Raw genomic sequence first — 25,834 nt, 5'->3', positions numbered from 1 at the left:
CAACAGGGGAGTGGCGTTTCAGCCCGGTTCCAGCCGCAGGATTCCACTGCTGCGGTCCGGCACCGCGCCCAGTGGCAGCAGCAGGTTGCCATCCGGCGCCCTTCCACCCCAGACCGGCGCCTGGTCCGACCATTGGGTGGAGAGCGGATTGCCCGACTGCCCGGTGCCGATGACGCCATAGGCCCCCTGGGGCGAGGCGAGGTCGAACACCGAGCGCAGGCCGGGCCCCTGGGTATTGGTGAAATCCCGGCTGCCGGTGTAGCCGCGATCCACCGTCTGCCCATCGCCGCCGCGCGGGACCGAAATACGCGTCCAGTCCCCCAGCAGCGGCACGAAGCGCAGCAGCGGATGGTCGAACACCGCCTGGTGCGCGGTGCCCCAGCGCCAGGAAGAGGGGTCCGGACCATAGGCCTGGACCAGCTGCGCCGTCGCATCCTCCAGCGCCTTGGCCACCAGGGCGCCGCAGGCATCGCCCGCCGCCGCTCCGCTCACCGGCGCCTCGCCCACCGGGCGGCACCAGTGGGCGCCGCGGCCATCCTCGGCCAGGACGAAGCGGAGGAATTCCGGCGTGACCGGCCAGGCGCCTTCCGGCACGCCGCCGGCCGCCAGCGCCATGCGGGTGGCAATCGGCCACCAGGCGGCGAAGATCAGCGGCTGCGGCATGTCGGCCGCCATCTCTCCGTTCCAGCCCAGCAGCAGGTCCCGCACGCCGCCGGCGGGGCCCTGGGGGCGGGGAATGCGGCGCAGGGCCGGCAGCATTTCCTGCGCGAACAGGCTGAGCGTATCGCGCTGGATGGCGGCGAAATCCTCCGGCGCGTGCTGCTGGCGCTGGGCCAGCAACTGGTGGATGCGCTGGAAGCGCCAGTCCCCGAACCAGTCGCGGCCCAGATAGGGTTCCGCCCCGGCGGGCTGCACGCGGTTATTGGCGTTGACCAGCACGCCGCTGGCCGGATTCTCGCTGTGGGGCATGCTGTCGAACGGCACGAAGCCGGTCCAGTCATGGCTGCCGTCCCAGCCCGGGGCGGGCAGGGTGCCATCCCCGGAACGGCGGACGGGGGTGCGGCCGGTCAGGTACATGGCGATGCCGCCCTGGCTGCTGGCGACCATCAGGTTCTGCGCCGGGGCGGTGATCAGCGCGGCGGCGGCCCTGGCCTCGGCCAGGCTGCCGGCGCGGTTCATGGCATGCAGCCCGGCGGCGGCCGTATCGCCCGGCGCCAGGCTGGCCATGGAGAGGGCCAGCACGGTGCCATCCGGCCGGTTGCCTTCCAGGTCGCTGACTACCGGGCCGTGCCGCGTCTCTCGCACCCTTAGGGTTTCCGGCGCCTGGCCACGGATGGCGATGCGCTCCTCACGGATCGTGTAGGGGCGCGGGCCGTCCGGCGTTTCGTAGCTATCTGGGCCGGCGGGGCGCTCGATGAACAGGTCCTGGGTGTCGGAATGGGTGGTGGTGAAGCCCCAGGCGAGCTGGGCGTTGCGCCCGATGACCATGAACGGAATGCCCGGCGAGGTGGCGCCGGCCAGCAGCCGCGCCGGCTGGCCGGGCGCGGCGGCGATCTCGATCCGCGCCAGGTACCACAGGATGGGCGCCTGGAAGCCCAGATGCGGGTCGGACGCCAGGAGCGGCTGCCCGGTGGCCGAGCGGGCGGCGGACACCGCCCAGGCGTTGGAGGCGCTGGAGGGCAGCGGCGCATCCAACGGGAATTCCGGCACCGCCGCCGCCAGCCGGGCCAGTTGCGCGGACGGTGGCAGAGCGGCGACGTCGGCGCGGCCCATGCTTTCATCCGCCGGCCACAGCTCCTCCAGCCGCTCGGGCGGCAGCAGGGTGGCAAGGCGGGCACGGTTCAGCTCCTGCCGCCAGTTGCCGGAGAGCCAGAGGCCCATGGTCTTGGCCCAGAGGAGGCTGTCCGAGGGCTGCCACGCTTCCGGCACGCCCATGATGAGGAATTCCGGTGCCGCCAGCCGCCCGCGCGCCTCCAGCCAGGCGTTCACCCCCTTGGCATAGGCGTCCAGCATGGCGCGTGTGCCCTCGGGCAAGGCGGCGTAGTCGGCCTTGGCGCTCTGCGCGAGGCCGAGCGTGCGGTTGAAGCGGTCCAGCCGCAGCGCCACCGGCCCGGCGATCTCGGCCAAGCGGCCTGAAGCGTTCCGGCGCATCAGCTCCATTTGGAACATGCGGTCCCGCGCATGCAGCCAGCCCAGCGCGGCGGCGGCATCCAGCTCGTTGACGGCGGTGATGCGGGGGATGCCGTAGGCGTCCTGCACGATCTCCACCGGCGCACCGAGGCCGGGCAGGTCGAACCGGCCATCGCGCGGCGGCAGGGTGAACCACAACAGCGCGGCGATGCCGCCCGCGGCGACGACCAGCAGGCCGACGACCCAGTACAGGCCGCGCAGGAGGAATCGACGAAGCCGCCCGGTGTGTCGCTGCATGCCCCTGGTTTATGCTGCGTCGCGGCCGGGTGCCAGCCGGTTGCGGTGGCGCGCCGGTGACGAAACAATGCGCCATGCCCCGACACGCTGCCTTTCCCCCCGACGCCACCGCCCTGCGCACCGCCGCCGAGGCACGGGGCCGCTTCGCCGAAGCCAAGATGGCCGCCCGCCTGGCCGAGGATGGCTGGCAGGTGCTGGACCAGCGCGTCCGCACCGTCGCCGGCGAGATCGACCTGATCGCGGAGCGGGAGGGGCTGCTGGCCTTCATCGAGGTCAAGGCACGCGCCAGCCTGTCCGACGCGGCCTATTCGCTGGGCCGGCGGCAGCGCCAGCGGCTGATGGCGGCCGCCGAGATCTGGCTGGCCGGCCATCCCGGGCATGGCGAGGCCGGGATGCGCTTCGATGTCTTGCTGTTGGATGCGGAAGGGCGGATGCGCCGGATTGCCGACGCATTCCGCCTGGGAGACTAGGTCAGGCCGCCCTGCCGCATCCTGGTACGGGCGGCGTTATCCGCCGAGCCGGCGAGGATTACGCCCTATGGGAACAGCTTGACGGCTGAGATGATGACGACGGCCTGGGCGTAGGGATACTCGTCCGTCATGGTCAGGCTGATTTGCGCGCCGAAGCCAGTGGGGGTGATGGCGTCCAGCCGCGCGGCGGCGCCGCCGGTCAGCCGCAGGGAAGGCTGGCCGGTGGAAAGGTTCACCACGCCGAGGTCCTTCCAGAACACGCCCTGGCGGAAGCCGGTGCCGAGAGCCTTGGAGGCCGCTTCCTTTGCCGCGAAGCGCTTGGCGTAGGTGGCGGCGCGGAGCTTCTCCGTCCGGCTGTCCGCCTTGCGGCGCTCCAGCTGGGTGAAGACGCGCTGGATGAAGCGGTCGCCGTGCCGGGCCAGGGTCTGCTCGATACGGCGGATATCGACGATGTCGTTGCCGAGACCAATGATCATCGGGTTGGCATAACCTCAGGCCTTGGCGCGGTCCACCTGGGTGATGCCCGGGCAGGTTCGCAACGCCGCGATGACGTGGGAGAGGTGCCGCAGGTCGGACACTTCCAGATCCACCATCACCTCGGCGAAATCGGCCGCGCGGTGGGTGAAGCGCAGATTGTGCAGCTTGCCCTGCTGCTTGGCGATGGCCACCGTCATGGCGGCGATGGCCGCGTCCTCGTTGCTGGTCACCACCTCCAGCCGCGCCAGGTGGCCGCCGCCGGAGCCGGCCTCGTAATCCCAGTCGATATCGATGAAGCGCTCGGGCGTCGCCGCGAAGGCCTCCAGGCTGTGGCAGTCGTTCTTGTGGACCGTCACGCCCTTGCCGGTGGTGACGATGCCGACGATGCGGTCCCCCGGCACGGGGTGGCAGCAACCGGCGAACTGCACGGCCATGCCGGCCACCAGCCCGGTGATGCCAGAGGAAGCTTCCCGCCGCCGTTCCGTCCGCATGACGGTGGAACCGGGCTTGCCGCGGGCGCGGGTGAGCAGGTTCTCCTGCAGCCGGGGCGGGCCGCGCAATTCGGGGTAGGCGGCGTGCAGCACTTCGCGCGGCGTGATGTTGCCGTTGCCGACGGCGACGCAGAGATCCTCGAAGCTGGGCTGCTTGAAGGCCTTGATGGCCGGCTCGACCTGCTTTTCGCTGAAATCTAGCCCTTCCTGGCGGAAGGCCTTGGCGATGGCGCTGCGGCCCTGTTCCTGGAACTCGCCACGCTGCCGGGCCAGGACGAAGCGCTTGATGCGCGCCTTGGCCTTTCCGGTGACGACGAAGCGTTCCCAGGCCGGGTTCGGCGTGCCCCCACGGGCGGTGATGATCTCCACCTGGTCGCCGTTTTCCAGCTGGTGGCGCAGCGGCACGATGCGGCCGTTGATCTTGGCGCCGACGCAGGCATCGCCGACCTGGCTATGCACCTGGTAGGCGAAGTCGATCGGCGTGGCGCCACGGGGCAGGGCGATCAGGTCGCCCTTCGGCGTGAAGCAGAAGACCTGGTCCTGGTGCAGGGCGAGCTTGGTGTGCTCTAGGAAGTCCTGCGGCTCGTCCGCTGTCTCCAGCAGCTCCAGCAGTTCCTTGACCCAGGGGTAGCGGCGCTTCTTGACGGTGGGCTGGCCGTTCTCGTCCGGCGCGCCCTGCTTGTACATCCAGTGCGCGGCTACGCCGTACTCGGCGACCTCGTGCATCGCCGGGGTGCGGATCTGCACCTCGATCTTGGCGTTGCGGCGCTCGGGCACCGTCACGCCGGTATGCAGGCTTTGGTAGCCGTTGGATTTCGGGGTGCTGATGTAGTCCTTGAAGCGCCCGGGCACGACACGATAGGCGGAATGGATGGCGCCCAGCGCCACGTAGCAATTCGCCTTGTCGGTCGTCAGCACGCGGAAGGCCATGATGTCCGAGAGCTGCTCGAACTCCACCTTCTTCTCGTGCATCTTCATCCAGATGGAGTAGGGCGACTTCTCCCGCCCCGTGACCTCGAGCAACGGCACCCCGGCCTCGGACATCTTGGCCCGCAGGTCGGCCGCGACCTCGTCGATCAGGTCGGCGCCCTGGCCGCGCAGGAAGGCGAGGCGGGCGGTGATGGTCTGGTACGCATCACCCTGCAATTCACGGAAGGAGAGCGACTGCAACTCGGTCTTCACCGCATCCATACCGATGCGCTGGGCGAGCGGGGCGTAGATCTCCATCGTCTCCCGCGCCACGCGCGCCCGCTTCTCGGGCTTCGGCACGTAGTGCAGGGTGCGCATGTTATGGGTGCGGTCGGCCAGCTTGACGATGAGGACGCGGATATCCTCGCTCATCGCCAGCACCAGCTTGCGGAAATTCTCCGCCTGCTTGGTGCGTTCGGACTGCAGTTCCAGCCGGGTCAGCTTGGTGACGCCATCCACCAGCTTGGCGATGTCGGTGCCGAACTTCTTTTCCAGCTCGGCCAGGGAAACGCCGGTATCCTCCACCACATCGTGCAGCAGCGCGGTGCAGATGGTTGCGGTATCCAACCGGTATCCGGCCAGGATGCCGGCGACGGCCAGCGGATGCGTGATGTAGGGGTCGCCATTCTCGCGCGCCTGGCTGGCGTGGGCGGTGGCGGCGAGGTCGTAGGCGGCCTCGATCAGCGCGACATCGGCGCGGGGATCGTAGGCCGCGACGCGCCGGGCGAGTTCGGTGCCCGGCGTCTCGACATGCGGTGGCAGGGTAGGCTCAGCCAACCCCTCGGGCGCGCGAGGCGCCGGGTGATACTCTGTCCCGACGCCCGGTTTCAATTGCGCCCCCGGTTCGTCAGCGGCGCCCGCCGCCGAGCTCGGCGGCGATGGCCGCCTCGATGTCGTCACCGCCTTCGTCGCTGCCGACATCCGGCAGCGGCTCGTCGTTGACGTCCATCACGCCGAAGATGTTCTCGTCGGTGGCGATCAGGTCGATCACCTCTTCCTCGACGGGCTCCGGCTCCGGCGCGCGCAGCAGGGACTTGATGAGGTCCTGCTCCAACGCGGGCAATTCCACCGTCTGGTCGGCGATCTCGCGCAGGGCAACGACGGGGTTCTTGTCGTTGTCGCGGTCGAGGGTGATTTCCTCGCCACGGCTGATGTTGCGGGCGCGCTGAGCGGCCAGCAGAACCAGCTCAAAGCGGTTCGGAACCTGCAGGATGCAATCTTCGACGGTTACGCGGGCCATGGGCAGGCCTCCAACTCAATCATCTTAGCGGAACCCCCCAGATAGCCATCGCGGGGCCGAAACACAAGCTCAGAGCGCTTCCATGGCCGCTTCCGGCAGTTCCGCCAGCAGTTCTTCCACAGTTTTGCCGAGTCCCGGATGCCGCCAGCCCGGTGCTACCTCCGCCAGCGGCTGCAACACGAATCGCCGCAGATGAGCGCGGGGGTGGGGCAGGATTGGGTCCGGCGCCTGCCGCACCGTCACGTCCATGGCGATGATGTCCAGGTCCAGGGTTCGGGGCGCGTTGGGGTAGGGGCGCACCCGGCCGGCCGCGTCCTCGATCCGTTGCAGCGCGGCCAGCAGCGCCTCCGGCCCGATATCGCCCTCGCAGCGGGCGACGCCGTTGACGTACCAGGGCGAGCCCGGCAGCGGCGGCTCCGGCGCCGTGGACCACCAGCGGGAGAGCGCGGTGCGGGCCAGGCCGGGTATCCGGCCCAGCGCCTCGGCCGCTTCCTCGCAGGTCGCGCGGGGGGCGCTGCCGTCAGTGCCGGGCAGGTTGGCGCCCAGGGCGATCAGGATCATCGGGCCGGAATGGGCTGGGTCAGCAGCGGCGCGGCGTTCAGCGCCTCCGGCGTATCGAAGTCGCGCAGCACGGCGTCGTCCGGCATCTCCACCTCGGCCACGCGCTCGGCATGCCGGCGGATCAGGCGGCGGGCGCCGGCATCGCCGGTCAACGCCATCATCTCCGGGATGAACTCGCGGGCCCACAGCACCGGGTTGCCCTGCTGGCCGCCATGGGTCGGCATAACGATGGCGCGGCCTTCCTCCGGGTCGAAGGCCGCCAGCAGGCGGCCGATGGCGGTGGGGGTGACCAGCGGCATGTCGCCCAGGCAGATCAGCACGCCTTCCACCTGCGGCGGCAGCGCCGACAGCCCGGCCTTGAGGGACGCCGAGAGGCCCTCGGCATAATCCTCGGCGGTGACGAAGCGGACATCCCGCCCCGCCAGGGCCGCCTCCACCTCCGCCCGCGCATGGCCGGTGACGACGATGACCGGCCCGATGCCGGAGGCGATGACGTTATCCACCACCCGGGCCACCATCGGCCGTCCGTCCTGCCCCTGCACCAGCAGCTTGTTCAGCGGCGCCATGCGGCTGGATTGCCCGGCGGCCAGGACCAGGGCGGCCAACGGCCGGGCACGGCGCGGGGCGGCGGCGCCGGTATGCGCCCTGGCCGCCTTCTCCCGCGGCAGCGGCCGGCTTTCTATTTCCTTCAACAGGCCGCCGACGCCCATGCGCATCACGTCCCGCGCCTTGACCGACAGCCCGGCGAACAGCCGCTGCAACACCCAGTCGAAGCCATTCAGCTTGGGGCTGCGGGCGCATCCAGGCAGCACCAGGGCCGGGACACCGTCGATCTCGCCCAGGCAGATCAGGTTGCCGGGGTCCACCGGCATGCCGAAATGCTCGATCCGCCCGCCGGCACGGATGATGGCGGCCGGCCCGGCATCCCGCCGGTCCACCACAGCCGAGGCGCCGGCGATCAGCAGGATCTGCGCTCCCGCCTGGCGCAGCCGCGCCAGGGCGGCGGCAATCGCTTCCTCCTCATGCGCACAGCGCTCAGGCGGCAGCAGGGTGCCGGTCAGGCCGGCAACGCGGGCGCCGGTGGCCTCCACCGCGCCCTCCATGATGCTTTCCTTCAGGCCGGGCAGTTCCGTCAGCACCAGGCCGACCTGCAAGGGGCGGAACGGGTGCACCGCCAGCAGGCCGCTGCGCGCCACTGATTCCGCCACGCCCAGCATCTCACCGGACATAGCAAAGGGAATGACCTTCACCGTCGCCAGCATCTCCCGCGCCGAGACGGGAGTGAAGTTCGGCAGGGTGGCGAGGGTCAGGCTTTCGTCCAGCTCATTCAGCCGGTCCACCATGGCGGCATTCACCATCAGCAGCCCGGCGGTCTCGGCCTGCAGGTTGACCCGGCCGGTGGCCGCGCGGGTACGGAGGAGGTGCGGGCCGAGCAAAGCCTCGCCGATGCGGTGGGCCGCCTCGTTCTCGGTGACGTCGCCTTCTTCCAACCGGGCGGCGATGACCTCCCGGTGCCCGCCCTCGCGCAGCGCGGCGACCGAGGCATCGTCCAGCAGCGTACCCTTCTTCAGCACGCGGCCTTCCAGCCGCACGGTATGGGCGAGAATGGTGCCGGACGCCTCGCCGATCGGGGTCGGGCCGAAGATCATGCGCCAGCTGCCGCCGGGGCGCGGCTGCCCGCTTGCGCCACAACCCCACCGCCCAGTGCCGCGCCACGACGGCGGGCGACGATCTGCGCCATGATGGAGAGCGCGATCTCCGGCGCCGTCACTGCCCCGATATCCAGCCCGACCGGCGCAGCGATGCGCGCCAGCGCATCCTCGCCAAATCCGGCTTCCTGCAACCGCGCCACCCGCTTGGCATGGGTGCGGCGGCTGCCCAGGGCGCCGATATAGAAGGCCTGGCTTTTCAGCGCCTCTTCCAGCGCCGGGTCGTCCAGCTTGGGGTCATGGGTCAGGGTAACGACTGCGGTGCGGGTATCCGGCGCCAGCGCCACCATCGCCTCATCCGGCCAGTCGCCGTTCAAGGTGACGGCGCCGCTGAAGCGTTCCTCGGTGGCGAAGGCGCGGCGCGGGTCCACCACGGTCACGGCGAAGCCCAGCCCCACCGCCATGGGCACCAGCGCCTGTGCCACATGCACGGCGCCGACCACGATCAGCCGCAACGGCGGGTTCTGCGGCTGGATGAACCATTCGGCGCCCTCGGCCGTCACGTTGGCCGCCTTGTCGGCGTCCAGCGCGGTGCGGGCGGCGTCGGCCAGCGCGGCGGGGGCGTCGTCCTCGGGGTAGAGCAACTGGGCACCGTCGGTCATGCGGGTCAGGATGGCAACGGGCTTCGCCGCCGCCTGCGCCGCCTGGATGCGGGTAAGGAAGGAGGCCTTCACGCCACCTTCTCCACGAACACTTTCAACTTGCCGCCGCAGGCCAGGCCGACTTCCCAGGCCCGCTCGTCACTGACGCCGAAATCCAGCAGCTGGGGCGTGCCGCTGGCCATGGTCTGCTTCGCCACGTCGGCCACCGCGCCTTCGATGCAGCCGCCAGAGACGCTACCAGCCATGCGGCCGGAAGCCGTCACCGCCAGGCGGGAGCCGGCAGGGCGGGGCGAACTGCCCCAGGTTTCCACCACGGTCGCCAAGGCCACGGTCTCGCCTTCGGCCAGCCAGCCGGCGGCGGTCGCCAGGATGTCTTCCTGATCACTCACGGGACGCTCTCCCACGCGCCTGGGGGGCCGAGAGTGTCTCCACCAGCGACCGCAGGCTCTCGATGTTGTGGACGGGGCGGTGCTCATGAACCAGGGGGAGCATCGTCCGAATGCCTTGGGATTTCGGTTGGAAGCCGGCGTAGCGCAAGAGCGGGTTCAGCCAGATCAGCCGCCGGCAGGAATGGCGCAGCCGGTCCGTGGCCGCCGCCAGCCGTGCCAGCTCATCCGCGCCGCCCCGTTCCAGCCCATCGGTGATCAGCAGCACCACCGCGCCCTGGCCCAGCACGCGGCGGGACCAGTCCCGGTTGAAATGGTCCAGCGCCTCGCCGATGCGGGTGCCGCCGGACCAGTCGGGCACGATGTGGCTGACCATCTGGAAGGCCACCTCGGCATCCCGGTGGCGCAATTGCCGCGTGATGTTGGTCAGCCGCGTGCCGAACAGGAAGGTGGAGACGCGGTCCCGGTCATTCGTCACGGCATGCAGGAAATGCAGTAGAATCTGTGCGTAACGGGCCATGCTTCCCGAGATGTCGCAGATTGCCACCAGCGGTGGCGGGCGGCTGACGCGGGACGCGTGGCGGATTTCCAGCACCTCGCCACCCTGGCGCAGGCTCTGCTTCAAGGTGGCGCGCAGGTCGGTGCGGCGGCCCAACGCATCCGGGCGGAAGCGGCGGGTAGGGCGAGCGTCCAGCGGCAGGGTCAGCCGGCGGATCTCGCGTTTGGCGGCGGCGATCTCCTCGGCCCCCATCGCCTCGAAATCCATCTTGCGCAGTTGCTCGCCGGTGCTGACGGTCAGGGCGGCGTCGACGCGACGTTCGGTCTGCGGCGGGGCAGAGGTGGCATTGGCGCCGGCGGCTTCGGAGACACGCCGGGCGGCAGGAGCGGCGGTATCCCCTAGGTCGCCTTCCATAGTCTCCGTGGGAACGGAACGGTCCCGCCAGAACAGCGCGAACGCTTGGTCAAAGATCTCGAAATGCTCGCGCCTGTGCACCAGGGTGGCGCGCAGGGCGGCCTCGGCCTGCCGGCGGTCGCCCAGGTCGATGCGGGTCAGCGCCTCGGCACCGGCCAGCATCTCCCCGGGGCCGAGGGGGAGCCCGGCCCGCCGCAGCATCCGCCCGAAGCCGAGCAGATTGGCGGCGAAGGCGCCACCGTTCTCCATGCTCAGAAGGGCACCGGCACGATCGGCGGTGCCTTCACGGCCTCCAGCAACCTGGCGGCCTCGGCACCGCGCAGCTTGGCGATATCGTCCTGATACTTCAGCAGCACGCCCAGTGTGTCATCCACCAGCCCCGTCTCCAGTTCCCTGGCGTCGAGGGCAGAGAGTGCCGCCGCCCAGTCGATGGTCTCGGCCACACCGGGATACTTGAAGAAGTCGCCCTGCCGCACCCTTTGGACGAAATCGACCACCTGGGCGGAGAGCTTGGCCGGGAGGCCCGGGGCCCGCCGGTCCAGGATGGCGCGTTCCCGCAAGGCGTCGGGGTAATCCACCCAGTGGTACAGGCAGCGGCGGCGGATGGCGTCGTGCACCTCCCGCGTCCGGTTGCTGGTCAGTACGACGATCGGCGGAATCTCCGCCTTGATGGTGCCGAGCTCGGGGATGGAGAGCTGGAAGTCGGCCAGGATCTCCAGCAGGAAGGCCTCGAACGGCTCGTCTGCCCGGTCCAGCTCGTCGATCAGCAGGACGGCGGGGGTGCCGGTGAGGGCGGAGAGCAACGGCCGCTCCTGCAGGAACCGGCGGTCGTAGATGCCGGCCTCCAGGGACGCACGGTCGGTCTCGCCGGACGCCTCGGCCAGGCGGATGGCCATCAGCTGGCGGGCGTGGTTCCACTCATAGGCGGCACCGGCCAGGTCCATGCCGTCATAGCATTGCAGCCGCACCAGCCGCCGGCCGAGCCCCGCCGCCAGGACCTTGGCGATCTCGGTCTTGCCGGTGCCGGGCTCGCCTTCCAGGAAGAGCGGGCGGCCCATGGTGAGGGCGAGGTGCACCGTCGTCGCCAGCGCCCGGTCGGCGACGTAGCCGCCGGAGGCCAGCAATTGCTCGGTGGCTTCGACCGAGCCGGGGGCTTCGACCAAGCCAGGGACCGGCGCCTGGATGCTGGCGTCAGCCATACAGGAACAGCACCACCAGCAGGATCAGCCAGAGGAAGGAGCCGCCCCAGAAGGTGAGCGGCAGACCCATGATCTCGCCCGGGATCAACGACAGCAGCGAGATCGAGGCCGGGGCACTGGCGGGGCGGCGCGCTGGCGCCTGCGGCTTGTCCGAGGTGGGCGTGCCCGGCTGCAGCGGGCCGGTGGCACCGGCGACCGGGTCGGCCAGCCGCGGCGCCGCAACCATGGTGGCGGCAGCCAGCCGGGACTCGGCCGGGGCGTCGCCCACTTCGGTGCCGGGGGCCGGGGTCGGCTCGACACCCGGCGGCAGCTCCGCCTCATGCGTCGGCCGCGTCTCGGACACCCGGGCGGCGAAGCGGTCGAAGAATTGGTCGGCCATCTGCTTGGCAGTGCTGTCGATCAGCCGGGCGCCGAGCTGGGCCATCTTGCCGCCGACCTGGGCCTTTACCGCGTATTTCAGCAGCGTCTCGGTGGGCGAGATCTCTTCCAATGCCACGTCGGCGCCGCCCTTGGCGAAGCCCATGGCGCCGCCATTGCCCTCACCGCCAATGGTGTAGGAGGCGGGCGGGTTGATGTTCGTCAGCTGCACCTTGCCGCTGAACTTGGCGCCCATCGGGCCGAGCTTCACGGCGACGCGGGCCTGGAAGGAATCGGGCCCGGTGCGGTCCACTGACTCGCAGCCGGGAATGGATTCGCGCAGGATCTCCGGGTCGTTCAGGCCCTGCCACACGATGTCACGCGGCGCCTCGATGCGCCGTTCGCCGGTCATTTCCATCACGTATCTCCCAGGAAGGCTCAGGGGTGGGCTTGGCAGGTATTCCTAAAGCTAGGGCTGGAACGCCGGATGGGGAAGGGTGCGGCGCACCGGTGGTCGTATCGGCCACGCGGGTGCTAGGCTCGGCGCGTCCAGGATGGGAAGAACACAATGCCCTATGTGGTTGCCGACGATCTGCCAGATGCCCCTGCCGGGCAGCGCTTCCGCGCCCTGCTGGAACGGCCGGAGATCCTGCGCATCCCCGGCGCGCATCTCGGCATCGCGGCGCTGCTGGCGAAGAAGGCGGGGTTCGAGGCGCTGTACATGTCCGGCGCCGCCATGTCCGCCACCATGGGGTTGCCCGACCTCGGCATGATCACGGTCGATGACGTCGCCTGGCATGTGCGCCAGGTGGCCCGCGCCGGCGGCCTGCCGGCCCTGGTGGATGGTGATACCGGGTATGGCGAGGCACTGAACGTCATGCACATGGTCCGCGCCTTCGAGGAGGCCGGGGCCGGCGCGGTGCACCTGGAAGACCAGCTGCTGCCGAAGAAGTGCGGCCACCTGAACGACAAGAAGCTGGCCGATGCGCGGGACATGGCCGCCAAGGTGGCAGCCGCCCGCAAGGCACGGCGGCACCTCTATCTGATCGCCCGCACCGATGCGGCGGCGAGCGAGGGCATCGACGGCGCCGTGGCGCGCGCGAAGCTGTACCTGGAGGCCGGGGCCGATGCGATCTTCCCCGAGGCGCTGACGACGCGGGAGATGTTCCAGGAATTCGCCGCCCGCATGCCGGGCGTGAAGCTGCTGGCCAACATGACCGAGTTCGGCCGCACGCCCTTCTTCACCGCGGAGGAATTCCAGGAGATGGGTTACGCCATGGTGATCTGGCCCGTCAGCCACCTGCGCGTCGCGGCCAAGGGGATGGAGGACCTGTACGCCGCCATCAACCGCGACGGCGGCACGCACAAGATGATCGACCGGATGCAGACGCGCGCCGAGCTGTACAAGACCATCGACTACAGCGCCTACGAGGCCCTGGACCAGACCCTGGTGGCGACGGTGGTGCCGGAGGCGATGCCGCAGCGGAGTTGAGGCGAGGCGGGGGTGGGAGGAGTTCTCCCCCGGACCCCTATGATGGCGGCGGTATTATAAAATGGACCTCATGGGCGAAACCCACAGTCGCCGGGGATTATGGATCCTCGGCGCGGCCCAGCCGCGCAAAGCGACAACCCCTCCAAAGATCCATCAAAAATACCGCTAAGAAGAGAAGGGGAGGCTGGGGGAATTCATTCCCCCCAGCCTTCAAGCCACCGGCAATTCCACCGCATAGCTCTCCAGCGCCGGCACCCGGCTGATCATCTTCTTCTCGTGCATGAAGCGGGCAAACCGCTCGTAGCGGTTGCGGTCCAGTGCGGCGGGGGCGAGCGAGAAGCGGTTGATGGTGTCCGCGAAGGCGCGGCGGTTCAGCTCGTTGTCCAGTTCCCGGCGCGGGCCGGCAATGAACATCTTCCAGCTTTCCTCGTGGTTGTTGACCAGGAAGGTGGTTGCTGCCTCCACCGCGTCCATGAAGCGGCGCAGCGCCGGGTCACGGCCACGGTCCTTGTGGGCGACGTAGATCAGCTCGTCATAGATCGGCATGCCGTGCTGCTCGGGGAAGAAGGCGCGGCCGGGGCGGCCCTCGATGTCCAGCTGGTGCAGCTCGAAGTTGCGGAAGCCGCCCAGGATGGCGTCCACCTGCCCGGACATCAGCGCCGAGGACAGGCCGAAATTCACGTTGATCAGCGTCACGTCCTTCGAGGACAGGCCGACGGTACCGAGGATGGTATCCACCGCCACTTCCTCGAACCCCGCGGTGCTGAAGCCGATCTTCTTGCCCTTCAGGTCCGCCAGCTGCTTCACCGCCCCGTCCCGCAGCACGGAGAGGGTGGAGAGCGGTGTCGCCACCAGGGTGCCGACGCGCGCCAGCGGCAATCCGTTCTCCACCGCCAGATACAGGTTCTTCTGGTAGTAGACGCCGATATCGGCCTGCTTCGCGGCCACCAGGCGCGGCGGGTCGTTGGGGTCGGCCGGGGCGATGACGCGGACCTCCAGCCCGGCGCGGGCGAAGTGGCCGCCTTCCTGCGCGACGATGATGGGCGCGTGGTCCGGGTTCACGAACCAGTCCAACATCAGGGTCAGCTTTGCCGGGATGGCGGCAGGCTGGGTAGCGGCGGTGGCCGTCTGCGCCTGCGCGGCAGTGGCGGCGGGCAGCGCGAGCGTGGCCAGGGCCGGCAGGGCGCGGCGGGTCAGCAGGGTCATCGGCTTGTGTCCTCGGAAAGGGCGTCCGGCTGCCAGGGCAGCATGCGGCGCAGCAGAAGGTCGGTCACGAACCACAGCACCATGGCCATGCTGGCCAGGATGGCGAGGGCGGCGAACATCACGTCGGTCTGGCTGCGGCCATTGGCCTGCAGCATCACGTAGCCAAGGCCGGAAGAAGCGCCGACCCATTCCCCCACCACCGCGCCGATCGGCGCGACAGCGGCGGCGACCCGCAGGCCGGAGGCCAGGCCGGGCAGGGCTGCCGGCACCCGCACGCGCCACAGGATGGCGGTGCGGGAGGCACCCATAGTGGTGGCCAGGTCCAGCCACCCCGGCTCCGTCCGCCGCAGCCCGTCATAGAAGGCGGTGGCGACGGGGAAGAAGATGATGATGGTGGCCATGGCGATCTTGCTGGCCAGCCCGAAGCCCATCCACAGCGTCAGCAGCGGCGCGATGGCGAAGACCGGGATGGCCTGGCTGGCGATCAGCAGCGGCAGTAGCCAGCGCCGCCCGCCGCGCCACGCCGTCAACAGCAGCGCGGTGGAGGCGCCCAACAGGCTGCCGAACACCATGCCCAGCAGGATTTCCGTCAGCGTGGTGCCGGCATGGCCGATCAGGATGTCCCAGCGCGTCCACAGCACATTGCCGACGCGGATGGGCGAGGGCAGCAGGAAGGGCGGAACCTCCGACCAGCGCACGAACGCTTCCCAACCAAGCAGGATGCCGATGGCGGCGATGAGCGCCCTCATGCGGCATCCGCCAGCATGTCGAGCAGCGCGGCCTGAGCGGTCAGCACCGCCGGGTCCGTCGCGGCGCGCAGGGGTGGAGAGGCAGGGAGCGCCAAATCCGCCGCCACCGCGCCGTTCGGGCCGGGGCGCAGCACCAGCACCCGGTGGGCCATCCGCAACGCCTCCAGCGGATCATGCGTCACCAGCAGTACGGTGCGGCCAGCCAGGAGGCCGGAGGCCAGCCCCTGCAGCCGGTGCCGGGTGGGGGCGTCCACCGCGCTGAACGGCTCGTCCATCAGCACGAAGGGGCGGTCTTCCATCAGGGTGCGGGCCAGGGCGGCGCGCTGGCGCATGCCGCCAGAGAGCTCGGCCGGGCGCGCCTTCTCCCGCCCCGCCAGCCCGACGGACTGGATGAGCGCATGGGCCCGGGCGAGGTCCGGCTTCTGGCCGCGCAGCCGGGCGCCGAGGGCGACATTGCCGCGCAGGTCGAGCCAGGGCATCAGCAGGTCCTGCTGGCCCATCCAGGCGATGCGGCCGGCCAGCGTGCCGCCATCGCCCGGCAGGATGCGCGCGCCGGCGGGCAGTGGCATCAGCCCCGCCAGCAGCCGCAACAAGGTGGATTTGCCGACGCCCGAAGGCCCCAGCAGGGCCGTGACCTGCCCCGCGCCAAAGCGCAGCTCGCAGGCGCCAAGAACAGGGCGGCCGCCCAACTGGACGACAGGCAGGATCAACCCCAAGTCAGGGGCCATGCGAAACCTCCGATCCCTTCGCCGGCATGACCCGGATCAGGTTCAAGGGGTCGCAGGGCCCATCCCTGCCTCTCAGCCTCTTGGAAGGCTCCCCCCGGATCCGGAGGTTCTAGGCATGCCCAGCGGATTCTTGCAAGGATCACCCCAGGCCATGACGGACAGGATACGCCACGCGTGAAGCCGCTGCTCATCGGGTCCGAGATCTACCGAAAATCCACCTACGGCCCGAAGCACCCGCTGGCCATCCCGCGCGTCTCCACCGCGCTGGACCTGATCCAGGCCCTGGGTTGGGCGCAGCCGGCGGAGGTGATCGACAGCCCGCAGGCGACCGACGGGCAGCTGACGCGCTTCCACACGCCGGACTACATCGCCGCGCTGAAGGCCGCCGAGGCCACCCAGACGGTGCCGGAGGCGGTACGGGCGCGCCACCATATCGGCGCCCATGGCAACCCGGTGTACCGGGAGGTCTTCCGCCGCCCGGCCACCAGTGCCGGCGGCGTCTTGCTGGCATCCCGGCTGACGGAGGCGGGCGGCATCGTCCATGTGCCCGGGGGCGGCACGCATCATGGGCAGCCGGACCGTGCCAGCGGCTTCTGCTACGTCAATGACGCGGTGCTGGGCCTGCTCGGCTGGCTGGATCAGGGGCTGACCAACGTCCTGTACCTGGATATCGACGCGCATCACGGCGACGGCGTGCAGGATGCTTTCCAGGACGACCCGCGCGTCTTCACCGTCTCGGTCCATGAGGCCGGGCGCTGGCCCTTCACCGGCAAGCTCGAGGACCGTGCCGGTGGGCATGCCCGCAATATCCCAGTGCCGCAGGGGCTGAATGACAGCGAGATGGAATGGCTGCTGGAACAGGCCATCCTGCCGCTGATCCGCCACCTGAGCCCGCAGGCCATCATGATCCAGTGCGGTGCCGATGCGCTGGAAGAAGACCCGCTGGCCAAGCTCTCCCTCTCCAACAACGCGCACTGGGCGGTGGTGCGCGCGGTGCGGGATTTGGCGCCCCGGCTGATCGTGCTGGGGGGTGGTGGGTACAATCCGTGGTCCGTCGGGCGGTGCTGGGCCGGGGTCTGGGGCGTGCTGAACGACCTGACGCCGCCGGAGCGGCTGCCGCCCGGCGCCGAGTCGATCCTGCGCAGCCTGGCCTTCAACCGGGCTGCCGGGCGCAACCCACCCGAACACTGGTTCACCACGTTGCAGGACACGCCGCGCCCCGGACCGGTCCGATTAGAAATTCGCCATCTGGCGGATGCGACGCTGGAAGGGCTGCCCCAACCGGCTGCCCGCGTGGCATGATCCCCGCCATGCGCCGTCGCCTTTTCCTGGCTTTGCCAGCCCTGGTCGCCCCCATACTGGGTGCCGTGACCATTCCCGCCGCCTTTGCCCCACAAGCCCAGGCCCAGACCGGGCCACAGCCCCGGCTGCCGACCGAGAAGCTGGTGATCGTCACCCGTGACGGCACCCGCCACGACTTCACGGTGGAGATGGCCCTCAATGCCGAGCAGCAGACGGTCGGGCTGATGTTCCGGCCTGAGGTGAAGCCGGATGAGGGCATGTTGTTCGACTGGGGCGCCCCGCGCGACAGCGCCATGTGGATGCGCAACACCATCACCTCGCTGGACATGGTGTTCATCAATGCCGACGGCAGCATCCGCCGCATTGCCGAGCGTACGGTGCCGCTGAGCTTGGCAACGGTGGAAAGCCGTGGCCCGGTGCGCGCCACGCTGGAACTGGCGGCCGGCACCGCCGAGCGGCTGGGCCTTCACCCGGGCGACAAGGTGTTGCAGCGGATCTTCGGCAACGCGCCTTAGCGCCTTTCACCGCCGGGGCGGCGTGGCGCGGGGGCGCTAGGCAGCCCTGGCGGCCACCGCCAGTTCGTGCAGGTCCCGCGCCACCGCCTCGATGACCGTAGTCCAGTCCCCAGGCCGGGGCTGGCGGTAGATGCGTAGCGATGGATACCAGGGACTGTCCCGCCGCCCATCCAGCCAGCGCCAGTCCGGATTGAACCGGTCCAGCATCCACACCTGCTGGCCCAGTGCGGCGGCCAGATGAGCGACGGCGGTATCCACCGTTACCACCAGGTCCAGTTGGTTGATCAGCGCCGCCGTATCGGCGAAATCCGCCATCTCCTGCATCCAATCCGGCAGCGCGGGCAGCGTGCCGGCCTGTTGCAGGCTGACGACATGCAGGCCGGGAATGCCGAGCAGCGGCGCCAACTGCGCCGGGCCGAGCGAGCGCTGGTGGTCCCGCGGATTGCTGGTGCGGCCGGACCAGGCCAGGCCGACACGCGGACCTGGCCGCCCGGTGGCCGCCAGCCGTGCCTGCCAGGTGGCAGCCTGCGCCGGGTCGGCGTGCAGGTAAGGGGATGCCGCGGGGATGCTCTCCAGCGTGGTGCCGAAGGCCAGGGGCAGGCTCATCATCGGGCACTGCAGGTCGAAAGGCGGCAGCGCCTCGCCACGCGCCACGACCGTGGCTATGCCGGGCAGGCCACGCAGCAGCCGCACCAGGGGTGGCGGCACCTCCAGCACCACGCGAAGGCCGCGCGTGGCGGCCATGGGGGCGTAGCGGCAGAATTGCAGCGTATCGCCAAAGCCCTGCTCGGCATGGATCAGCAGCGTCTGGCCCGTGGCTGGCTCCCCGCGCCATTGCGGCTGGGGGAAGGGGCGGCGTTGCGGGGCGATATGCGGCGCCTGCCAGCGCCACTCGTATTCCCGCCAGCCTTCTGCCAGTTCGCCCTGCGCCAGCAGCGCCATCGAGAGGTTGAAATGCGCGCTGGCACTGTCCGGCCGTAGCTGGATGGCCTGCCGGAAGCGGGCGGCGGCGGCGGCCAGATGCCGCTGCTCCTGCAGCACCAGGCCCAGATTGGCGTGGGCATCGGCATAATCCGGCCGCAGCCGCAGCGCCTCCTGGTAGCAGCCGGCGGCGTCCTCCAACTGCTCGGTTTCCCGCAGCGCGTTGCCCAGGTTGTTGTGCGCCTCGGCAAACCTGGGCCGCAGGGCGATGGCGCGGCGGTAGCAGGCGGTGGCTTCCACCGTCTCGCCCAGCGCCTTCAGCGCCACGCCCAGATTGTTGTGGGCGTCGGCATGCGCCGGGTCGATGCCGATGGCGCGACGATAGCAGGCGAGGGCTGCTTCCAACTGGCCGCCCTGCCGCAGCACATTGCCCAGGGTGTTGTGCGCGTCGGTATGGGTCGGGCACAGCGCCAGCGCCCGGCGGCAGCACTGCCCGGCTTCCTCCGCCTGACCCAGCGCCAGCAGCACCAGGCCGAGATTGGCCTGGGCATCCGCATGGCCGGGCCGCAGCGCAACGGCCTGCCGGAAGGCCGCCGCCGCCTCCGCCAGCCGCCCGGCCTGGTAGGCGGCGACGGCCTCGGTGAAGCGGCGCTGGAACTGTGGCGGGGCGGTAGGGCGCGTATCGGCACGGCGTTGCTTGCGGTTCATGCGTCGGGGGTCTTCCGGCAGCCAGGGGCTTGCCGCCGTTTCTACCGCCCGACGCCTGAACGAATTCCTTCCGATGGCGCGTCAGGCCACCGTTAGCGGCACCACGAAGGTCTGGCCGCAGCCGGGCACGACGAAATCCTCTTCCGGAATGCCGGCGGCGGCCAGGGCGACCGCCAACGCGCGGGCAGGCTCGTCGATGGCTTCCTGGGTCAGCTTGAAGGTGCCGAAATGCATCGCCAGGGCCTGGCGCGTCCGCAGCGCCTGGAAGGCGCGCACCGACTCCTCCGGGTTCATGTGCACCTGATGCATGAACCAGCGTGGCTCATAGGCACCGATCGGCAGCAGGGCGAGGTCGAACGGACCGGCGAAGTGGCCGATCTCCTCGAAATGCGCACCCCAGGCGGAGTCGCCGGTGAAGTAGATGCGGCCGCCCTGCGCCGGCCGGATGGCAAAGCCGCCCCACAGCGTCCGCCCCCGGTCCAACAGCGTGCGGGCGCCGACGTGATGGGCGGGCAGGTAGGTGGCGGTGGCGCCGCCGGGCAGTGGGGCATCCTGCCACCAGTCCAGCTCCGCCACGTTCTTCAGCCCGTGCCGCGCCAGCAGCTTGCCGTTCTCCAGCCCGGTGAGGATCGGCATGCCGAAGCGGTCCCGCAGGCGCTGCAGCGTCGGGATGTCGCAATGGTCATAGTGGTTGTGGCTCAGCAGCACGGCGTCGATCTGCGGCAGGGCGTCGAAGGCCAGGCCGGGGGCGCGGGCGCGCTTGGGGCCGGCGAAGCGGAACGGGCTGCACCGCTCGCTCCAGATCGGGTCGGTCAGCAGGGTGGGGCCGTTGTGGAAGCGCAGCAGGAAGCTGGCATGGCCCAGGAAGGTCACGGCCACATGGCCTTCCGGCGGCGGCTGCGGCGCAGGGTAGGCGGGGTCCTCCACCCAGGCCGGCCAGGGGGTGCCACGATTCCTCTCCCGCATCAGGCGCCACACCTGGGCGGTACTGGGGCCGGCACGGGTACCGTCTGGGTTCAGGAACAGCCCGTCGCGCCGCACGGCGCCACGCGGCGGCGGCCGGACCGGCTGGCGGGGTACGGGGGGCTCGCTGCTCATCGGCCGGGCAACGCCACGCCCATCCTCCCGGCCAGATCCATGATGAACTGCCACGCCACGCGGCCGGAGCGCCCGCCCCGGGTGACAGACCATTCCACCGCCTGCCGGTGCAGCTCCTCCGCCGTCACATCCAGGCCGAGATCCGCCGCATAGGCTTCCACCATGGCGAAGAAGGTGGACTGGTCGGCGTTATGGAAGCCGATCCACAGGCCGAAGCGGTCGCTGAGGGAGACCTTCTCCTCCACCGCCTCGCCCGGGTTGATGGCGGTGCTGCGCTCGTTCTCAATCATGTCGCGCGCCATCAGGTGGCGGCGGTTGCTGGTGGCGTAGAACAGCACATTGGCCGGGCGGCCCTCGATGCCGCCATCCAGCACCGATTTCAGCGCCTTGTAGTCCTGGTCCTCCCGCTCGAAGGAGAGGTCGTCGCAGAACACCAGGAAGCGGCGCGGGCTTTCCCGCAGCACATTCAGCAGGTCCGGCAGGGTACGGATGTCCTCCCGCTGGATTTCGATCAGCGCCAGCGCGCCGGGGGCTTCGGCGTTGGCGGCCGCATGGGCGGCCTTGACCAGGGAGGATTTGCCCATGCCCCGCGCGCCCCACAGCATGGCGTTGTTGGCCGGCAGTCCACGGGCGAAGCGCTGCGTGTTCTCGGTCAGCAATTGCTTCTGCCGGTCCACGCCCTGCAACAGGCCGATGCCGACCGTCGCCACCTTCTTCACCGGCACCAGCTGCGCCGGTCCGCCCTGCGGCGAGGCCGGATGCCAGACGAAGGCGTCGGCCGCCGTCAGGTCCGGCCGGGCGGCCGGGGGCGGGGCCAGGCGTTCCAGCGCCGCGGCAATCCGGGCCAGGGTGGACTGCAAGGGATGGGTGGCGATCTCGGACAATACGCGACGCTCCGGTGGGTCCAGGACGGGTTGGAATTGTATCCCGGTGAAACCCGAGGTTGACTGGACAGTCCGGCAGGCTAGTTTCGCGCCCGTCACCCGGCAAGACGGAAGCCCCTCACGATGTTCATCTCCCCCGCCTATGCTCAGGATGTTGCCGGTGGTACCGGCGCCATGGTCATGCAGCTGGCGCCGCTCATCCTCATCTTCGTTGTGTTCTATTTCCTGCTGATCCGCCCCCAGCAGAAGCGCGCCAAGGAGCACCGCTCCATGCTGACGCAGCTGAAGCGGGGTGACCGCGTCATCACCGCCGGCGGCATCCTCGGCTCCATCACCAAGGTGAAGGACGGTTCGGAGGAGATCGAGGTCGAGATCGCGCCGAATGTCCGCATCAACGTAGTGCGCAGCACCATCAGCAGCGTGATCCGCCCGACGGCGGCGAACGACGCGAAGGTGGGGTAAGGATTTAAGCATTCTAAGGCCGCCTCTGTACGCGGCCCAGCTCTTCCGGGCCGAGGCTGCGGAGCGGCCGCCCTGCGATTGAGGGCAGAAAAGAAGAAGGGCGCCGGGAGAGTTCTCCCGGCGCCCTTTTCGTATCCGGCGTGTGCCGAAGAAATCAGGCCGTCTGGCCGGACTTCAGGCCGCCGTTGAGCAGCAGCTCCTCGACCTTCTCCCAGTTCACCAGCTTGGCGAGGAAGTTGTCCAGGTAGCCCGGGCGCACGTTGCGGAAGTCCAGGTAGTAGGCGTGCTCCCAGACGTCGGCGCCCAGGATCGGGGTGCCTTCGCCGGTGGAGATCGGGTTGGCGCCGTTCGGGGTCTTGGTCACCTTCAGCTTGCCGCTGGCATCGACGATCAGCCAGGCCCAGCCGGAGCCGAACTGCGTCACGCCCGCCTGCTTGAAGGCTTCCTTGAACTGCGCGAGACCACCGAAATCCTCGTTGATCTTGGCGCCAATCTTCGCCGGCAGGCTGTCGCCGCCGCCATTCGGCTTCATCACCTGCCAGAACAGCAGGTGGTTGTAGTGCTGGCCGGCCTGGTTCAGCACGGGCAGGCCGTCGGCGCCGGCCTTGCCGGCCTCGGCCACGATCTGCTCCAGCGACTTGCCGGCCAGGCCCTTGCTCTCCACCAGGCCGTTCAGCGCAGTGACGTAGGCCTGGTGGTGCTTGCCATGGTGCAGCTCCAGCGTCTCCTGCTGCATGCCGGAGCCGGCGAGGGCGGAAACGTCATAAGGAAGCGGAGGAAGGCTGAATGCCATGGTGCGGTTCTCCCGATAGGCAGCGAACGGGGTGGGGCGGATGCCACACCCGAGACAATTCGTAACCGCCCTGACAGCTATGCCTCGACCCCCCGCCCGTCAAGCAAGGGGCCGGGATAAACTGGCTTCTCAGGCCGCGTTCCGGCTTGCAAGCCGCCGCCAGGGGTTCATAACCCGCGCCATGCCCGATGTGCCGTTGTCCGAGGTCGCCGCCCTTGCCCGGCGGAACGACCCCGATCGCTTTTTCTGCGCGCTGTTCGCCCCGCCGGAGCGGCGGGAGACGCTGTTCGTGCTGATCGCCTTCAATGCCGAGCTCGCCCGGGCCCGCCAGGTGGCCAGCAATCCGATGACGGCGCTGATCCGCCTGCAATGGTGGCGGGATGCGCTGGGTGAGGTGCAGGCCGGCAACCCGGTCCGCCGGCATGAGGTCTCCACGCCACTGGCAGAGGCGATCCGGCAGGGGCATCTCGATGCCGCGGAATTGCACGCCATGGTCGATGCGCGGGAAGCCGAGGTGGAGGAGGACGTCCCCAGCCGCGGCGCGCTGCTGGCCTATCTACGCGGTTCCGCCGGCGGATTCGCGGTGGCCGCCGGGCGGCTGCTGGGCGCGCCGGCCGAGAGCCTGGGCGCGTTGCAGACGCTAGGCGCCGCCTATGGGATGGCCGGCGTGCTGCGCAGCCTGCCGTCCCAGGCCATGCACGGCCGCTGTCTGCTGCCAGCCGACCTGCTGGCCGAGCGGAACCTGACGCCGGCCGACGTGGCGCGCGACCCGCGCCAGCCCGGCGTGGCCGAAGTGGGCCGCCAGCTGGCGGAGGAAGGTCTGGCGCTGGCGCGGGACGGCAAGGCGAAGCTGGGGCGGTTGCCCAAGGGCGCCATTGCCGCCGCGTTGCCGGGCTGGCTGGCGGCGCGGGACCTGAAGCGGATGCTGGCCAAGGGCTGGGACCCGGCCCAGCCACCGCACCCGCGAGGGCTGGGCGACCGGCTGGCGGTCATGTGGGCGGGCTGGCGGGGCTAGAGCGTGATCGCTTGAGGTGGCATCACCGGAAGCCTGAATCACGCGACCGAACAAAGGCATAGAGCGTGGTGCGTGAGCAAGTGTGAACGCGCCCCACTCTCAGGCACGCAAACCACGACCCGGCGCGGCCTTCCCAGGATCGGACAGCCAGCCTGGGTCTCGATCACAGGCGGCGCCTATTCCTCGACCCAGGCCGGCGGCGCGCCCCGCACCACCGTGCGGATGGCGAACGCCGACTGGATGCGCGCCACGCCCGGCATGCGGGAGAGCTGCTCCTTGTGGATGCGCTCGTAATCCGCCGCATCGCGCGCCTCGACCCGCAGTTGGTAGTCGGACGCGCCGGTCATCAGGTAGCACTCGCACACCTCGGGGCACTGGCGCACGGCGGCCTCGAAGCGGTTGAAGCCATCTTCCGTCTGCTTCTCCAGCGTGATCTGGACGATGACGACGGTACGGGCATGCGGCGCCGGGTCCTCGATGATCGCGGTGTAGCCACGGATGACGCCGGAGGTCTCCAGCAGCCGCAAGCGGCGCAGGCAGGCAGAGGGGGAAAGGCCGATGGCCTCGGCCAGGTCGGCGTTGCTGATGCGGCCATTGGCGCGCAACAGCCGCAGGATCTTGCGATCCGTGCCGTCCAGGGTCGGGAGGTGCAGAATCTTCGTCAAATTCGCAGATCATTCGAAGCTATGCTTCCGAATTCGCATTCCCTTGCGCGGATCGCAAGCACCTGTCGTGAAATCCCGCATAGGCTCGTGCTTTCGCGCCCCTGTCGGCGCGTTGTGATGGACGTGCCTGCGGGCGCGGGCGGAGCATGGCTGCGATGAAGGTTCTCGTTCTCGGCGCTGGCGTGGTGGGCGTCACCTCGGCCTGGTACCTGGCACGCGCGGGGCATGAGGTCACAGTGATCGACCGCCAGCCGGCGGCGGGGCTGGAGACGAGCTTCGCCAATGCCGGGCAGGTGTCCTTCGGCTATTCCTCCCCCTGGGCTGCGCCGGGGGTGCCGCTGAAGGCGGTGAAGTGGATGTTCATGCAGCACAGCCCGCTGGTGGTGCGGCCGCGCATGGACCCGCTGCAATGGTCCTGGCTGTGGCAGATGCTGAAGAACTGCACGGAAGCCGCCTATGAGCGGAACAAGGGCCGGATGGTCCGCGTCTCCGACTACAGCCGCACCGCCCTGGCCGACCTGCGGGCCGAGACGGGCATCGAGTACGACCAGCGGGAACGCGGCACCCTGCAGCTGTTCCGTACCCAGCAGCAGATGGACCACGCGGCCGACGACATGCGCGTGCTGGCCAAATACGGCGTGCCGTTCCAGCTGCTGAACCCCGCCGAATGCGTCGCCGCCGAGCCGGCGCTGGACCGGGTGCGGCAGAAATTTGTCGGCGGCCTGCGCACGCCGGAGGATGAGACCGGCGACGCCCATATCTTCACCCAGCGCCTGGCCGCGCTGTGCGTGGAGAAGGGGGTGACGTTCCGCTACGGCACCGCCATCAAGCGCCTGCTGGTGGAAGGCGGCGACATCGCTGGCGTCGAGACCAGTGAGGGCGTGCTGACGGCCGACCGCTACCTGATGGCGCTGGGCAGCTTCTCGCCGAAGCTGCTGGCGCCGCTGGGGCTGAAGATCCCGGTCTATCCGGTGAAGGGCTACTCCATCACCGTGCCGATCGCGGATGCGGAAGCCGCGCCGGCCTCCACCGTGATGGACGAGACTTACAAGATCGCCATCACCCGGCTGGGGGACCGTATCCGCGTTGGCGGCACCGCCGAAATCGCCGGCTACGACACTCGCCTGCACGAGGAGCGCAAGCAAACCCTTCTGCATTCCGTGCGGGACCTGTACCCGGATGGCGGCCAGTACGAACAGGCGAAGTTCTGGACCGGCATGCGGCCGATGACGCCGGATGGCACGCCGATCATCGGCCCGACGACCTACGGCAAGCTCTTCCTCAACACCGGCCACGGCACGCTGGGTTGGACGATGTCTTGCGGCAGCGGCAAGCTGGCGGCGGACCTGGTGGGCGGGCAGCGGCCGAATATCGACTACGCCGACCTGGCGATGTCGCGCTACGCGTGAGGTTCGGAGGCCAGGGGAGAGAATTCCCCCGGCCCCCATCTTTTTCTTCGAGTTTGACAGTCGAGGCGAGGCTCGGCCGCCAGCGC

General features: G+C 69.8%; 26 protein-coding genes and 1 riboswitch. Of the genes, 7 read left to right on the top strand and 19 right to left on the bottom strand.

Features of this window, described 5'->3' with window-relative positions; all coding sequences use genetic code 11:
• Window positions 1-18: 18 nt before the first annotated feature.
• Window positions 19-2,427, bottom strand: coding sequence for a penicillin acylase family protein (locus IBL26_RS02790; RefSeq protein ID WP_187782925.1), 2,409 nt, complete (start codon window positions 2,425-2,427; stop codon window positions 19-21).
• 74 nt (window positions 2,428-2,501) lie between these two features.
• On the opposite strand from IBL26_RS02790, the gene IBL26_RS02785 reads away from it, so the two are divergent.
• A complete protein-coding gene (locus IBL26_RS02785) occupies window positions 2,502-2,897 on the top strand; it encodes a YraN family protein (RefSeq protein WP_187782924.1) in 396 nt (131 codons plus the stop codon).
• 65 nt (window positions 2,898-2,962) lie between these two features.
• Here the strand turns inward: IBL26_RS02785 and acpS are convergent, their stop codons facing one another.
• The 10 genes from acpS to IBL26_RS02735 form a co-directional block, all read right to left on the bottom strand.
• A complete protein-coding gene (acpS, locus tag IBL26_RS02780) occupies window positions 2,963-3,373 on the bottom strand; it encodes a holo-ACP synthase (protein WP_187782923.1) in 411 nt (136 codons plus the stop codon).
• 15 nt (window positions 3,374-3,388) lie between these two features.
• Window positions 3,389-5,755 carry a RelA/SpoT family protein gene (locus IBL26_RS02775; RefSeq protein WP_241748932.1) on the bottom strand — a complete coding sequence of 789 codons (2,367 nt, stop codon included), beginning with the start codon at window positions 5,753-5,755 and terminating at the stop codon, window positions 3,389-3,391.
• Window positions 5,682-6,074, bottom strand: a complete 393-nt coding sequence (gene rpoZ / locus IBL26_RS02770; RefSeq protein WP_187782921.1) for a DNA-directed RNA polymerase subunit omega — start codon at window positions 6,072-6,074, stop codon at window positions 5,682-5,684. Before rpoZ ends, IBL26_RS02775 begins: the two co-directional genes overlap by 74 nt.
• Window positions 6,075-6,143: 69 nt before the next feature.
• Window positions 6,144-6,635 carry a 2-amino-4-hydroxy-6-hydroxymethyldihydropteridine diphosphokinase gene (gene folK / locus IBL26_RS02765; protein ID WP_187782920.1) on the bottom strand — a complete coding sequence of 164 codons (492 nt, stop codon included), beginning with the start codon at window positions 6,633-6,635 and terminating at the stop codon, window positions 6,144-6,146.
• Window positions 6,632-8,284 (bottom strand): NTP transferase domain-containing protein, encoded by a 1,653-nt coding sequence (locus IBL26_RS02760; RefSeq protein WP_187782919.1) that lies wholly within the window; start codon window positions 8,282-8,284, stop codon window positions 6,632-6,634. Before IBL26_RS02760 ends, folK begins: the two co-directional genes overlap by 4 nt.
• Window positions 8,281-9,018 (bottom strand): XdhC family protein, encoded by a 738-nt coding sequence (locus tag IBL26_RS02755; RefSeq protein WP_187782918.1) that lies wholly within the window; start codon window positions 9,016-9,018, stop codon window positions 8,281-8,283. Before IBL26_RS02755 ends, IBL26_RS02760 begins: the two co-directional genes overlap by 4 nt.
• Window positions 9,015-9,335 (bottom strand): XdhC family protein, encoded by a 321-nt coding sequence (locus tag IBL26_RS02750; protein ID WP_367615358.1) that lies wholly within the window; start codon window positions 9,333-9,335, stop codon window positions 9,015-9,017. The genes IBL26_RS02755 and IBL26_RS02750 overlap by 4 nt, the downstream gene beginning before the upstream one ends.
• On the bottom strand, window positions 9,328-10,494 hold the full coding sequence (locus tag IBL26_RS02745) for a vWA domain-containing protein (protein WP_187782916.1): 1,167 nt from the start codon (window positions 10,492-10,494) through the stop codon (window positions 9,328-9,330). The genes IBL26_RS02750 and IBL26_RS02745 overlap by 8 nt, the downstream gene beginning before the upstream one ends.
• A 2-nt stretch (window positions 10,495-10,496) precedes the next feature.
• Window positions 10,497-11,444 carry an AAA family ATPase gene (locus IBL26_RS02740; RefSeq protein WP_187782915.1) on the bottom strand — a complete coding sequence of 316 codons (948 nt, stop codon included), beginning with the start codon at window positions 11,442-11,444 and terminating at the stop codon, window positions 10,497-10,499.
• On the bottom strand, window positions 11,437-12,219 hold the full coding sequence (locus IBL26_RS02735; protein ID WP_187782914.1) for an SRPBCC family protein: 783 nt from the start codon (window positions 12,217-12,219) through the stop codon (window positions 11,437-11,439). The genes IBL26_RS02740 and IBL26_RS02735 overlap by 8 nt, the downstream gene beginning before the upstream one ends.
• A 150-nt stretch (window positions 12,220-12,369) precedes the next feature.
• Here IBL26_RS02735 and prpB point away from each other — a divergent pair, with 150 nt between their 5' ends.
• Complete coding sequence (prpB, locus tag IBL26_RS02730; protein WP_187782913.1) at window positions 12,370-13,293, top strand: methylisocitrate lyase; 924 nt, start codon at window positions 12,370-12,372, stop codon at window positions 13,291-13,293.
• A 210-nt stretch (window positions 13,294-13,503) separates the two neighbouring features.
• Here the strand turns inward: prpB and IBL26_RS02725 are convergent, their stop codons facing one another.
• From IBL26_RS02725 to IBL26_RS02715, 3 genes are all read right to left on the bottom strand, one after another.
• On the bottom strand, window positions 13,504-14,499 hold the full coding sequence (locus IBL26_RS02725) for an ABC transporter substrate-binding protein (protein WP_187782912.1): 996 nt from the start codon (window positions 14,497-14,499) through the stop codon (window positions 13,504-13,506).
• On the bottom strand, window positions 14,496-15,248 hold the full coding sequence (locus IBL26_RS02720; protein WP_187782911.1) for an ABC transporter permease: 753 nt from the start codon (window positions 15,246-15,248) through the stop codon (window positions 14,496-14,498). Before IBL26_RS02720 ends, IBL26_RS02725 begins: the two co-directional genes overlap by 4 nt.
• Window positions 15,245-15,976: an ABC transporter ATP-binding protein gene (locus IBL26_RS02715; RefSeq protein WP_187782910.1), complete on the bottom strand. Its 732-nt coding sequence runs from the start codon at window positions 15,974-15,976 to the stop codon at window positions 15,245-15,247. Before IBL26_RS02715 ends, IBL26_RS02720 begins: the two co-directional genes overlap by 4 nt.
• Window positions 15,972-16,081, bottom strand: a riboswitch (TPP riboswitch). Its footprint overlaps the gene before it by 5 nt.
• 69 nt (window positions 16,082-16,150) lie before the next feature.
• Between IBL26_RS02715 and IBL26_RS02710 the strand changes: the two genes are divergently transcribed.
• Window positions 16,151-17,278 carry an acetoin utilization protein AcuC gene (locus IBL26_RS02710; RefSeq protein WP_187782909.1) on the top strand — a complete coding sequence of 376 codons (1,128 nt, stop codon included), beginning with the start codon at window positions 16,151-16,153 and terminating at the stop codon, window positions 17,276-17,278.
• Window positions 17,279-17,286: 8 nt separating this feature from the next.
• On the top strand, window positions 17,287-17,793 hold the full coding sequence (locus IBL26_RS02705; RefSeq protein WP_187782908.1) for a DUF192 domain-containing protein: 507 nt from the start codon (window positions 17,287-17,289) through the stop codon (window positions 17,791-17,793).
• 36 nt (window positions 17,794-17,829) lie between these two features.
• Here the strand turns inward: IBL26_RS02705 and IBL26_RS02700 are convergent, their stop codons facing one another.
• The 3 genes from IBL26_RS02700 to IBL26_RS02690 all read right to left on the bottom strand — a co-directional run bounded on the left by IBL26_RS02700 (window position 17,830) and on the right by IBL26_RS02690 (window position 21,404).
• Window positions 17,830-19,422 carry a tetratricopeptide repeat protein gene (locus IBL26_RS02700; protein WP_187782907.1) on the bottom strand — a complete coding sequence of 531 codons (1,593 nt, stop codon included), beginning with the start codon at window positions 19,420-19,422 and terminating at the stop codon, window positions 17,830-17,832.
• 81 nt (window positions 19,423-19,503) lie between these two features.
• The gene (locus IBL26_RS02695) at window positions 19,504-20,520 is read right to left on the bottom strand and encodes an MBL fold metallo-hydrolase (protein WP_241748931.1); all 1,017 of its coding nucleotides are present in this window, start codon (window positions 20,518-20,520) and stop codon (window positions 19,504-19,506) included.
• On the bottom strand, window positions 20,517-21,404 hold the full coding sequence (locus IBL26_RS02690; RefSeq protein ID WP_187782906.1) for an ATP-binding protein: 888 nt from the start codon (window positions 21,402-21,404) through the stop codon (window positions 20,517-20,519). Before IBL26_RS02690 ends, IBL26_RS02695 begins: the two co-directional genes overlap by 4 nt.
• A 123-nt stretch (window positions 21,405-21,527) precedes the next feature.
• On the opposite strand from IBL26_RS02690, the gene yajC reads away from it, so the two are divergent.
• Window positions 21,528-21,866, top strand: a complete 339-nt coding sequence (gene yajC / locus IBL26_RS02685) for a preprotein translocase subunit YajC (RefSeq protein WP_187782905.1) — start codon at window positions 21,528-21,530, stop codon at window positions 21,864-21,866.
• Between the two features lie 154 nt (window positions 21,867-22,020).
• On the opposite strand, the gene IBL26_RS02680 is transcribed toward yajC, so the two are convergent.
• Complete coding sequence (locus tag IBL26_RS02680) at window positions 22,021-22,659, bottom strand: superoxide dismutase (RefSeq protein ID WP_187782904.1); 639 nt, start codon at window positions 22,657-22,659, stop codon at window positions 22,021-22,023.
• A 181-nt stretch (window positions 22,660-22,840) separates the two neighbouring features.
• Here IBL26_RS02680 and IBL26_RS02675 point away from each other — a divergent pair, with 181 nt between their 5' ends.
• A complete protein-coding gene (locus tag IBL26_RS02675) occupies window positions 22,841-23,674 on the top strand; it encodes a phytoene/squalene synthase family protein (RefSeq protein WP_187782903.1) in 834 nt (277 codons plus the stop codon).
• A 176-nt stretch (window positions 23,675-23,850) separates the two neighbouring features.
• Here IBL26_RS02675 and IBL26_RS02670 read toward each other — a convergent pair whose 3' ends face one another.
• The gene (locus IBL26_RS02670) at window positions 23,851-24,339 is read right to left on the bottom strand and encodes an Lrp/AsnC family transcriptional regulator (RefSeq protein WP_187782902.1); all 489 of its coding nucleotides are present in this window, start codon (window positions 24,337-24,339) and stop codon (window positions 23,851-23,853) included.
• A gap of 101 nt (window positions 24,340-24,440) precedes the next feature.
• On the opposite strand from IBL26_RS02670, the gene IBL26_RS02665 reads away from it, so the two are divergent.
• Window positions 24,441-25,748 carry a D-amino acid dehydrogenase gene (locus IBL26_RS02665; RefSeq protein WP_277817287.1) on the top strand — a complete coding sequence of 436 codons (1,308 nt, stop codon included), beginning with the start codon at window positions 24,441-24,443 and terminating at the stop codon, window positions 25,746-25,748.
• Window positions 25,749-25,834: the final 86 nt, after the last annotated feature.

Source organism: Teichococcus aerophilus (genome assembly GCF_014490485.1).
GTDB classification, from domain to species: Bacteria; Pseudomonadota; Alphaproteobacteria; order Acetobacterales; family Acetobacteraceae; genus Pseudoroseomonas; species Pseudoroseomonas aerophila.
The sequence above is the reverse complement of the archived record's forward strand: the minus strand, read 5'-3'. Positions and strand labels throughout refer to the sequence as shown.